Consider the following 11796-nt stretch of genomic DNA (forward strand, 5'->3'; position numbering starts at 1 on the left):
GACAAGCCCATTGGCAGAATTAAGTATGCACTAAATTAATTCCGCCAACAGGTAAAGTTATACGATTTTTCCAACCTTTCGGAAGGAAGTTGTTAATTAATTCTCTATATCGAATTAAGAGTTCCGTTTGATGAAAAGAGTCTGCACTTTTAGAAAAGTTCTTTTTTCAGTTTCAAAGGTCCTCTTAGAAAAGTTATTTTTTTATCGTTCTTAAATATCGTGGCTTTTATCACCACTCAGTTTTTATCGTTCTTAAATATTGTGGCTTTTTATCGCCACTCAGTTCTTATCGTCTTTGAAATATCTCCAGCCGGGAGATATGCTATGGAATCGCAACCCTAAATATTTATATAAGAAAAAGTTTTTTCTCAATTTTATTGCCACATTTGCCACACGCATACTAACTTGCTGGTATACAGTAGTTTAATGATGGCAACAACCCCTATTTCTATTGCCACCTTATTGCCACCTATTGCCACGCCCAAGTTTGCGATAATTATGCTAAAAAGCTATGTAATTATCTGATATTCAGTTGTTTTGTTTGCTTTTTTGTTTTTTCCTATTCATTGGGGCTCTTGATGCATTGATTGAACAAAACAATGTTTTTTGCGTTCTATACAGCTCTTTTTTCGTCTTTTTATCACCAAAAATGGAAGTGAGGCTTACGTAATGTTTAAGTAGGGCTCACTTGAACTTTAAATGAGGCTTATTTGAAATCCCAAAAAGGCTCTTTTGAAGTTCAAAAGAGCCTTACTTGATAATGGGCAGGATGCTTCTGAAATTGCGTCGCGACGTAGCTGTCACTGCGTCGGGGACGTAGTTGTTGCTACGTCATGACGCATCTGCAACTACATCGTGACGTAATTTCTTCTGTATCGTCGGCAGATTTACTCTATCTCCCCCTTACATACTGATAGCTTCGATAAGCATATCGTTGTATCTGTCTATCACATCGTCATTGATACTTTTCAGATAGATGCGCGTGATTTTCTCTGAGTTGTGCCCCATGCTGTCACTTATCACGCTGATGGGGATGTTCTTCTCCTTGGCGATGGTAGCCCAGGAGTGACGGGCACAGTACATCGTTACTTTCATCGGTATGCCGATGCGCCGGGTGAACTTCTGCAAAGCCTTGTTCACCCTACATTGGCGGTAGTGATACTGTTTCCTGACATCGGTAACCACGTTCTGGTTTACGATACCCAGCAGATGTTTGCCGTCGAGTGAAGGGTGGCGGTCTGCAATCTCTTGCATACAGGGGCGCCATGCCACCCTCAGTTCTTTACCCGTTTTCTTTCTCTTGTATATAAGTTGCCCGTCCTTGATGCTTCCTTTTTCAAGAAAGGCGATATCTACGAACGACATGCCTCGGGTATAGAAACTGAAGAGGAATAGATCTCTCGCCAGCGCTTCCTCCTCGGTGACGGTTGTTGCAGCGACTATCTGGTGGATGTTTTCCGCTGTAAGTGCTCTTTTGGCAGTCGGGGTGTTCTTGGTGAAAGAGTGGGCGAAGGGTTTGCGGTCTTCTAATCCATATTGCTCCAGAGCTTTGTTGTAGATGGCTCGTAGACGCTTCATGTAAAAAGAGATGGTATTCAGCGTGAGACCGCTCTTTCTGAGATAACTCTCGTAATCTTCCATGATGAGGCTGTCGAGTTGGCTAATCAGCAGGTCTTTTTCTTTCCGGAATCTCATGAAACTGCGCAAGGTGCACATATATATTTCGGCAGACCGGTGCTTGCCATTCTTGTGGAGTCGCTGGGTGAGTTCCCTGACATATTCGCCCAGCGTCGGACCGCCATTCATGTCTTCTTTGACTATTTGCTGCGCATCATGTTCGCTACCTTTCTCTATGACATATCCCAGTGCATTGTTTCTGTTGCTTACTTTGATGACGATTTCTGCATCTTGCCGAATAAGTTCCTGTGGAATTTCTATTCTTAGTATCATTTTTATGTGAATATTATGTTGAATGAAGTGCTTTGTTGTATAACAAATTAGTAAACAGCCAACAAAGTTACGATTAATCTCTTGATTACCCAAAGCTTTTTCCGATATTCACATTAATGTCAGTATATATGATAAGGTGTAATGGGCAGTCAGCCAGTTTAAGTAAGTAGATGAAATCATGTACGTCATTTAACAAGTTTATACGCTTCATTGAGTCGATAGATATGACTGCGTTGGGTTAAAGATACGACTGCGCTGGGCAGAAGATTCGATTTCGTTGGGTTAAAGAGTCGACTTCGTTGGGTGGAAGAGTCGACTTCGTTGGCTGAATAATATGGCTGCGTTGGCTGAACGAAGTAGCTCTGTTAGCTGAATGAAGTACTTGAAGTGTCAGAATGATATGGTTGAAGTAGCTGAATGAAATAGCTCTGTTAGCTGAATGAAATAGTTGAAGTAGCTGAACGAAGTAGCTCAGTGAACTGAATGAAGCACTTGAGTTATCAGAATGAAGCACTTGAGTTATCAGAATGAGGCGGCTTGGTATAATACGATTCACTAGTCTATTAGGCGATCCGCCAGAACGCCTAACGGAGGAAAGGGCATATCCGGTGCTACGGATTTTTTATTCTAAAAAATCTTTTTAACACTAAAAATTTGGTAATCTTAATTATTTGGTTTATTTTTGCACAAAAACAAGAACAGTATGGCAATAGATAAAGTTAAATATTGGAAAGAACTTGCAGACTATGACATCGAAACCGCTGAGGTTATGTACAACGGTGGAAGATGGCTATATGTTGGCTTTATGTGCCATTTGGTTATAGAAAAAACAATAAAGTCGTATTGGAGTGCTATAAAACCAGACGAGGTTCCATACATCCATAACCTCTTGAAATTGGCACAAAGCTGCGGGTTAGTATCAAAAATGACATCAGAACAGCTAAAGTTTCTTGCGGAATTAATGCCAATGAATATTGAGGCAAGATACCCATCCTACAAAGATGAGCTAGCGAAGAAATTGACTCCAGAATATTGCAGAACATTAATAAATAAAACAAAAGTTTTAAAACAATGGATAGAGAACATGCTTTAATGATAGTAAAATGCTACAAGGAAGCAATACTTCCATTGCTTGCTAATGCGAAAGTATATCTGTATGGTTCTTGTAGTAGAAATGAAGCAAGAAAAGATAGTGATATTGATGTAGCAGTAGTTATACCTAAGCTTAATGGCGACTGGCTGGACACTACATCTTCATTATGGCTTGCCACCCTTAATATAGATACATCTATAGAACCGGTGTTGATTGAAGAATGCAAACCATCACCCTTATATGATGATATAATGCGTAATGGAATAGCAGTATAAAATACAGAAATCCCCCATCCTTCTTTCTCAAGCCGGATGGGGGGTGCTTATCTTTTAGTATCTTGCTTCATATCTCCAGTGTTATTTATAATTTTGTGCAAAGATACAACTATTTGGGAATAATACCAAAGAAAAACGGATTTTTTTCGGTAGTCTTCAGAAAACAACATTCCTGGTAGATACTCATACATTCGTATCTAGATGGTCCCTATATATAATAAGGTGTAGGACCGCCAATCTCCCCTATATATGATAAGGTGTAGGTTTTATATGGGCAAAATGGAGAAAAAAGGGGAAAATGGACGGGTTAGAAGCCCAATATGGGGGCTATTTTATAAAAAACATAAGAAAATTAGCCTTTTTTGAAAAAAAAATGCTCAAAAACTTGCAAGTTTCGAAAAAAATACTTATATTTGCAACATAAAAAATCTCCCGGCTGGAGATATTTCAAAGACGATAAGAACTGAGTGGTGATAAAAGCCACGATATTTAAGAACGATAAAAAATAACTTTTCTAAGAGGACCTTTGAAACTGAAAAAAGAACTTTTCTAAAAGTGCAGACTCTTTTCATCAAACGGAACTCTTAATTCGATATAGAGAATTAATTAATAACTTCCTTCCGAAAGGTTGGAAAAATCGTATAACTTTATAAATTATTACCGTATGAAAAGAAAGTATTTTAGCGCGCTGCTTATGGGTGCATTGACAATTGCCTCGGTAAGCACATTTACTTCTTGTAAAGACTACGATGATGACATTAGTAATCTGCAACAGCAGATTGATACTAATGCAAAGGCAATCGAAACCATTCAGAACTTGATTAAGGGTGGTGGTGTTATTACTGGGACAGAATCCTCTAGTGATGGTGTTGTTGTAACACTCAGTAATGGAAAATCATTCAATATTAAGAATGGTGTAAATGGTAAGGATGGCGCTCCTGGTACTGCATGGACTATCGGTGACGATGGTTACTGGTATAAGGATGGTACAAAGACAGACAACTTGGCTCGCGGTCCTCAGGGCGAAAAGGGCGATCAGGGTGAAACTGGTCCTGCAGGTCCTGCTGGAGCTCCAGGTGCTGATGCAAGTGCTACTTCTTACACTTACTATGTTCCTAATGCCGAAACAGGTTACTTTGACATCTACAAGGATGGCAAGAAGGTAGAACAGAGTGAAATTAAGTTTGTATCTGAGGTTCCAAATTCTATTACCGCTTCTTTGGATGATAATAATTTGATCCTCACAGGTGTTAAGGGTATTTCTGGTGAAAAGGTCGTTATTTCACTTACTGGTGATTTGACAGGCTTGGTATTCATTCCAAATCTCTACTTAGATGGTATCGAGACTTTGACTTATGATTACTTGCATGGTGAGTACTTGGTACATAAAACACGACTTGGGGGTAAAAGCCGCTTAACAATTGATGATGGCGTAACTCATAAGGATGTTACTGGCCTTGATAACTATTTGCCAGACAGATTGGAAAATGATCCAGCTTATGTGCCAACAACATTGTACAACTATGGTCCTGCTTGGGGTGTTAAGTATCACATGAATCCATCAAATGCTGATATGGCATACGAGGATATTGCGGGCTTCAATCTTCTTGAGCCAACAATATTGAATTATCATACTCGTGCTACAGCTTCAGCACTTGGAGATATTACTTCTCCAAAGACGAACGATGCAGGTAAGGCTCTCTTCAATACTTCTAATGGTATTGTAACTGCAGGATTGAAGATTCAGCATCCTGAAAAGTTGAACGGATTCCCAACTATCAATGATAAGAATGTAGCCAATACCGTTGCTTTGCAGGCTAAGACTGATGCAAGCACAGTAGCTGAAGGCAAGGTTACTTCTGATTATGCTTTGATTCAGCCACAGAAGGCTTACCTCGAGGCTTTGTACTGGAGATTGAAACCTCATTATGCTGGATTAGGTCTGCCTAATACCCGTATGGGTGACGAAAAGGGTATTCCTACTGCTAATACATTCGGTACAACTGCTGCTGATGCTGTTGCTCAGGTTCACGTTTATGATTCACCTCAGGAGGCTTTGGCAGATCCAGCAGGTGCTGCTCTCGAACTTTACTATAACAGTGCAGAGGGTATTGATATCGCAAGCTACCTCGGACTCCACATGTTGGTAGAGGATGTTAAGCAGTTTACTCCTGGTACTTCTACTAAACTTGGTGTTAACTTGAAGGAGATGTCACTAGAAGAAGGTAAGGATTGGGGCTTGACCTATCAGTTTAATCTCGTAGAATACGAGGTAGATGGCAATGCTACAATTGATAGCCGTTATGCTAAGTGGGTTAACAAAGACGCTGGTGTAAAGAGTTCTGAGGATGGTATCCTCCGTGCTTATAATGTTGATGCAAGCGGTAATCCAACTTCAGAATCTGCTACTTCTATCGATCGTGAACCATTGGTTCAGGTACTTGTTAAACGTGGTAACGAGGTGGTATTGGATGGTTACATCTTGATTCACATTACTCGTCAGAACCCAGAGGTTGCTCCTAATAAGACAATAGACTTGTTTGCAAAGGATGCTAAGTTCGATCTCTGCAATGGTATTGATGATTTGAAGACTACATGGTCTCAGTTCTCTGCAATAGTATTGACAGAGGGTCTTGAGAATATGACAAAGAAGGACTTCGATGAGCAGTATACTATTGATTCTAAGGGTAATTTCGGTATGGATGCTGCTGGTAATACTACATTGGATCTGAAGATGTTCAAGACAGCTCCTGAGAAGGGCGGTACATACACAGCTGCTGATGATCTTGGTCATATCGAGTACTTCGGTAATACTGAGGGTACAACTAACCATACGTTCAAGTGGCATTTGTCTGCTGAAGATCTTGAGAAGTTGACTCATGATCAGGTTAATCCTGTTACTGTAACTCGCTATGTACGTTACGTAGGTAATGCAAAGGCTAAGTATCCTTACATCTATGTTAAGTTGACTTACACCTTGTCACGTATCAATAAGAACCAGACATTCGGTGAGTTGATTCCTGAGTACTGGAAGGGACTTGATGGTTCTGTAAATGGTAAGGAAGCTGTTATCTTCGATGTTAAGGAGCCTACAAATGGTGGCGATATCCTTGGTATTAGCCGCAAGGTTACTTCTACTTTGAAGGGTAATGTTGCTAAGTTAGTAGGTCCTCACAAGTATTACTTCGTTCCTGAGCCTGTTGTAGTTGGTGGTTATACTATTACTCCACAGCGCGGTGCTTCTGATACCAAGTGGAACAAGTTGTTCTGCAAGTATATCCCTACAGATTCTCATGTATTCAGCAAGGCTAAGTTGCAGGAAACTCTTGAAAGTTGTGCTATTAACTACGCAGAAGGTGCATTCACGAATGTTGATCTCTATGCAGTAAAGGGTACTTCTTATGTTAAAATTGCTACATTGGATCCTACTACTAGTGAGATTACATTGAATAAGAATGAAACAACAAAGGCTGTATTGAATGCGATTGGTTATGAGCCTGCGAATGCTAATATCCAGAAGGAGCTTCGCTCTTGGGTAGGTGTTGTAACTGAGAATACTTGTGGTGTAGCTGAGTTTGTTAAGGATGGTATCTTCCTGACATCTTGGGAGCGTCCAATCAACTTGATTGATGTTGCTACAGAGCCACGTATCGATGCTAACACCAATGGTAACGTTATCTACGCTCTTGATCTCTTCAAGTTGTACGATTGGCGTGGTTGGAATACTGCTACAGTTTCTGAGGCAGGTTGTGTAGCTAACCAGAGTAATATGTGGGGTGACCACCTCTGGTTCTGGGGTTACTACAATGTGAAGTCTATCACTATCGATACTACACCTGCTAAGGTTAAGACAACTCTTGGCGGTGGTAGCTGGACTACAATGGATCAGATTAGTAACCAGGTTGAACTCAAGTGCGGTAATAGAAGTGGTGTCGCTACAGATTCTAAGACTAAGGGTAAGGTAACTTACACCAACAATTTGACTTCTTACAACTCTGCAAGTCAGAATGCAGCTTTGACAACCTTCATGGAGGCTAATAAGGCTAAGTTCGGTACAATCTGGTACTACAACAATGGTGGTAACGTAGAGACCTTCAAGGTAAAAGTTCCTATCACTATCGCTTACGAGTGGGGTGAGTTTACTACTGAGGTTGAGTTCACAATCAACGGTACAATCGGTGATTAAGACATTTATTGAAAAGAAAATTAATAATTAAGCTCTAATTAGAGGGTGTGCCTAAAAGAGCGGCGCACCCTCTTTTTATTTAAAAATGTGACGGGTATGAAAAAAACTATATTATATTCTCTCTTGGCTATATTGGTCTTCTCATTATGCTCATGCGGTGAGAAAAAGAAAAGTCGCGAACAGCAGGTTGAAGAATTCAGAAGCGAATTGACTGAAGAAGATACGGCTGCTATGTTGAAACTTTGTGATGATGCCATGGCGCAACTCAAGGCAAAGGATTATAACGCAGTGCTTGCCAATTTGCATGAATATACCGATTCTACGCAAGAAGTGAAACCTCTCACAGAAGAAACAAGACAAAGATATCTTAACAAGTTTAAGATGTTCCCTGTATTGGATTATACACGCGTATATTACTCATTCCAGTTGCAAGGCTGCAATGATGTGAAATATGATGTTACCTTTGCAACGGCAAAACAGGCTGGAACCGCTGAACCGGCAAAGACAGCTTATATGTTCAATCCGGTGAAAGTAGACGGCACTTGGAAACTGTGTGTAAAGACGGCTACTGACGAAATAGATATGAACATGCGCTAATAAAACATATAAACTTACCTATTATGAAGAAATCATTGTTTGTCATATTACTAGCTTGTGTGTCTGCACCCGGTTGGGCTCAGATACAGCGCACTGCTGTATTTGATTTCAGTCAGCCACTCAGCCTTACTCCTTCCATAACTCCACCTGAAGGTAATAGTAATGAGGTTCCCGTTACTGATGATGTTTTCTCTAATGGCGACATTACTATTGATTTTGAGTGGGGTAATCAGGGATTGGGTACAGCCATCGTTAACTTTACTAATATCTATACTCATGATATCTCCTATTATCTCAAAGTCAGTCAGCAGGCTTTGATGAAAGTGCATGCACCTGGTATCGGACGTCTTGACAGAGTATCTTTCTCCGAAGGTAGTACTGTAGGTGATCTTCGAGTGACAGACGATGAATTAGGAAGTCAGGAAGATGGATACAAGACATGGATTAATGATAAAAAGCAGAATATCCATGACTTGATTTACAAAAACAGTTTTTCGAATGCTCAATTAAAAAAGATTACGGTACTCTATACCATGCCGTCTACCATTTTGACTGCTACTAGTGATTTGGTGAATGGCAGTATTTTAGAGTACTTTGAAAAAATGCATCTTACATTCGACCGCAACATGCTGGTTAAAGATGCATCCAAAATCACACTCTCTGATGGAACGAGCAGCCAAACGCTTTCTGCTACTGTAAAAGACAATGTGGTAACCTTATCTGCTGCTAGCCAGATAGCAAAGAATGGTACATATACACTTACGGTTCCTGCAAAGAGTTTTGTTGATAAGGAAGGCTTTGAGAACAAGGAAATGAAATTCTCTTTTGTCATCAAGGCTCCTTTTAGCCCTGTTTCGATTATCCCTGCAGCGGGCACAGTTGAAACATTACCTCTTATTATTACCGTAGACTTCGGAAAAACGGTAGGTTATGTTGATGAGGCTGCCAACGTGAAATTACTGAAAGATGGTAACGACTTCCTGAAAGTAAAGGCTGTCAAGGCATCTGATACGAAAGTTAATTTTGAAATACAGGGTGCTGCAGGTACTATCTCAAGAAAAGGAACGTATAAACTTGTTGTTCCTGCTGATGTAATTTGCAATGACAAGAAGGGTAACGCCGAATTGGAACGCTACAATAAGGCTTTTGATGTAGAATATGTAGTTGTCGGTTCTGCGGCTTACCTGAAAGCCCAAGAACTGTTGCAAAACAAATCGGTGGGTTATCCTAAGGTCACAAGCGCGGCTTACGTAGCATTGGACAATGTTGTTAAGAATGAAGCATCAACAGATGTAGAATTCAAGGCTGCGATTGATGCTTATTACAACGAGACTGATGTTCTTCTTCCTGAAAACCGGAAATGGTACAAGATTGTCAGTGTAAATAAGGATGGTAAATCATTGTATCTTGCTGTAAAAGAAAAGCAGGTTCTATTGGTAGACAATATAGATGAAGCTTCTGCTTTTGAGGCGTTAGATAATAATGGAGTCTTCACCTTGGGTGATGCTGATGACAATATGCTGAATGTCAATGGAGTGACAGCTGATGCAGATTCTGAAGTAAGCAAACTTACACTTGCCAAACTGGATGGCTCTGCTATTCAACTCGAATCGGGTGAAGTATTTGATGCAGGCAAGGCATTGGGTACTTTCTCTTTCAAGGGAACTTATCCTTCCGTTACAGGTAGTTCAAGTGTTGTTTATGCATTGGGTAATCAGGCAGACAAGAAATATCAGACAGAAGCAAATGTTACAACTCCATATTGGCAAAGCAGTCTGACCAGTGCCTTTACTTTCGTAGAAGTAGAGAAACCGGCAGCAGCTATCAAGACCATAGCGACTGCTTACAAGTTGACACCTGCAATAGTAGGAAGCAATGCAGACCTCCTGACTCTTTCTTTCGATGAGTTGAGTCATGTAACTGTAATGAGTGATGTTGATGCCTATATTGCAGATGAGAAGGGTAAGCGTGTGAAGAACGTAACCTTTGTTGCTGCAACAGAAAAAGACAACCAGTTTACGATTGCATTGACAGGTTTGGCAAAGGGAAACTATCAGTTGGTAATTCCAGAAGGCACCTTCCATTATGAAAAGAATAATAAGGAAGTGAAGACGCAGGCCATCAAGGAAGCCTTTACGATAGGAAAGGGTGGCTCTCCTGAAGATCCAAATCTTAAATACGATTATTCTGTATTACAGATGTTGCCTGATGTATCAGAACCAGTCAAGGACGTTGCTTTGAATGGATTCATGATAAAAAACATAGGATACTATGATGGCTTGGTAGCTAATCCTGAAAGAGAAGTGAGACTTGCTGTTTATGACAACAACAAAACGATTCGGACAGGACATTTTGAAAACTATGTAGATCCGGAAGATCCAACAACACCGACATTGTTGTTAGTTTTTGATACTCCTATTAGAGAAGGTGAATTGAATACCGATCTTTACGCTATAGTTATTTTGAAGGGAACATTCGGAGATACAAACTTTGGAAAGTTCCTTGAGGACAAAACCACAACTCGAGCGAGTGATTGTCGTGCTAATCCAAGAATGACGATTGCAATCGAAGTAGACAATGATAAGGCTACTGGTATCGAACATGTTGTGAATTCTACTGGAAAGAACAATGTAATCTATGATATCCAGGGACGAAAGGTTAAGCAGATGAACCGTTCTGGTATCTACATTGTGAATGGAAAGAAATTCGTCAAGAAATAAAATTTAAAGTAGAAAGTTATGAAATCAGTTAAGCTGCTCATGGCAACGGCCATGTTAGCCATCGGCTCTACAGCCGCTATGGCACAAGCATCCTACACAGATCAGGATGGAAATGAGTATCAGTTTCAGAAGCACTTCTTCTTAGATTTGCAGGGAGGTGCTCAGTATACACTCGGTGAAGCTAAGTTTGGCGACTTGCTCTCGCCTAACCTCCAGTTGGGCTTGGGCTATCAGTTCTCTCCTGTTTTCGGTATGCGCTTCCAGGTTAATGGATGGCAGAGCAAGGGCGGCTGGGCTGGATTCCGTGCTAAAGCAGGTGAGGCTCCTTACAATGCTGACTATAAGTTTAAATATGTAGCTCCGGGCGTTGACTTCATGTTCAACCTATCTAATCTTCTCTGCGGTTGGAACCCTAACCGCGTGGTGAATGTTACTGCATTTGCTGGTGGAGGACTGAACGTGGCATGGGGCAATGATGATGTAAACAATCTGGCTGCTACCCTGAAGAGTCTGAATGCATACAATCTGGAATATCTCTGGGATGGAACCAAGGTCCGTCCATATGGAAGAGCCGGTATTGATGTAGAGCTCAAGGTTAGCAAGGCGGTAAGCATCATGCTCGAAGGAAACGCCAATATCCTGAGCGACAAGTATAACTCTAAGAAGGCTGATAATCCAGACTGGTACTTCAATGCCCTGGCAGGTGTACGCATCAACCTGGGCAAGAGCTATACCAAGAAGGAGAAACCGGTAGAGGAACCTGCTCCGGCACCAGCTCCTAAGCAGGAATATGTTGCTCCTAAACCAGCACCTAAGCCAGCTCCTGTAGAGAAGAAGGTAGAGGAGATTCGCCGTGACATCTTCTTCAACATCAACTCTTGCAAGATAGCCCCTGCTGAGGACGCTAAGATCCGTGAGGTGGTTGACTTCCTGAACAAGAACACAGAGGCAAAGGTTGTAGTAACCGGCTATGCT

General features: G+C 41.0%; 7 protein-coding genes. 6 read left to right on the forward strand and 1 reads right to left on the reverse strand.

From position 1 onward, the window contains the following. Positions 1 to 903: 903 nt before the first annotated feature. Complete coding sequence (locus tag KSW37_RS14195; RefSeq protein WP_217314985.1) at positions 904 to 1950, reverse strand: tyrosine-type recombinase/integrase; 1047 nt, start codon at positions 1948 to 1950, stop codon at positions 904 to 906. Between the two features lie 703 nt (positions 1951 to 2653). Between KSW37_RS14195 and KSW37_RS14200 the strand changes: the two genes are divergently transcribed. From KSW37_RS14200 to KSW37_RS14225, 6 genes are all read left to right on the forward strand, one after another. Beyond that, positions 2654 to 3043 carry a HEPN domain-containing protein gene (locus tag KSW37_RS14200; RefSeq protein WP_118066454.1) on the forward strand — a complete coding sequence of 130 codons (390 nt, stop codon included), beginning with the start codon at positions 2654 to 2656 and terminating at the stop codon, positions 3041 to 3043. Further along, a complete protein-coding gene (locus KSW37_RS14205; protein ID WP_118066456.1) occupies positions 3022 to 3318 on the forward strand; it encodes a nucleotidyltransferase domain-containing protein in 297 nt (98 codons plus the stop codon). Before KSW37_RS14200 ends, KSW37_RS14205 begins: the two co-directional genes overlap by 22 nt. A gap of 664 nt (positions 3319 to 3982) precedes the next feature. After that, positions 3983 to 7504, forward strand: coding sequence for a PL29 family lyase N-terminal domain-containing protein (locus tag KSW37_RS14210; RefSeq protein WP_217314986.1), 3522 nt, complete (start codon positions 3983 to 3985; stop codon positions 7502 to 7504). A gap of 96 nt (positions 7505 to 7600) precedes the next feature. Beyond that, positions 7601 to 8101 (forward strand): hypothetical protein, encoded by a 501-nt coding sequence (locus KSW37_RS14215; protein WP_217314987.1) that lies wholly within the window; start codon positions 7601 to 7603, stop codon positions 8099 to 8101. A gap of 23 nt (positions 8102 to 8124) precedes the next feature. Then, positions 8125 to 10821 carry an Ig-like domain-containing protein gene (locus KSW37_RS14220; RefSeq protein WP_217314988.1) on the forward strand — a complete coding sequence of 899 codons (2697 nt, stop codon included), beginning with the start codon at positions 8125 to 8127 and terminating at the stop codon, positions 10819 to 10821. An 18-nt stretch (positions 10822 to 10839) separates the two neighbouring features. Next, a partial coding sequence (locus tag KSW37_RS14225; RefSeq protein ID WP_217314989.1) for an OmpA family protein occupies positions 10840 to 11796 on the forward strand: 957 nt, incomplete at its 3' end.

This window comes from Segatella copri, assembly GCF_019127135.1.
Taxonomy (GTDB): domain Bacteria; phylum Bacteroidota; class Bacteroidia; order Bacteroidales; family Bacteroidaceae; genus Prevotella.

Bases quoted from the DNA above. Each gene is read 5' to 3' on its own strand.
- KSW37_RS14215 (WP_217314987.1), top strand. From the start codon at position 7,601: ATGAAAAAAACTATATTATATTCTCTCTTGGCTATATTGGTCTTCTCA.
- KSW37_RS14220 (WP_217314988.1), top strand. From the start codon at position 8,125: ATGAAGAAATCATTGTTTGTCATATTACTAGCTTGTGTGTCTGCACCC.
- KSW37_RS14210 (WP_217314986.1), top strand. From the start codon at position 3,983: ATGAAAAGAAAGTATTTTAGCGCGCTGCTTATGGGTGCATTGACAATT.
- KSW37_RS14195 (WP_217314985.1), bottom strand. From the start codon at position 1,950: ATGATACTAAGAATAGAAATTCCACAGGAACTTATTCGGCAAGATGCA.
- KSW37_RS14205 (WP_118066456.1), top strand. From the start codon at position 3,022: ATGGATAGAGAACATGCTTTAATGATAGTAAAATGCTACAAGGAAGCA.
- KSW37_RS14200 (WP_118066454.1), top strand. From the start codon at position 2,654: ATGGCAATAGATAAAGTTAAATATTGGAAAGAACTTGCAGACTATGAC.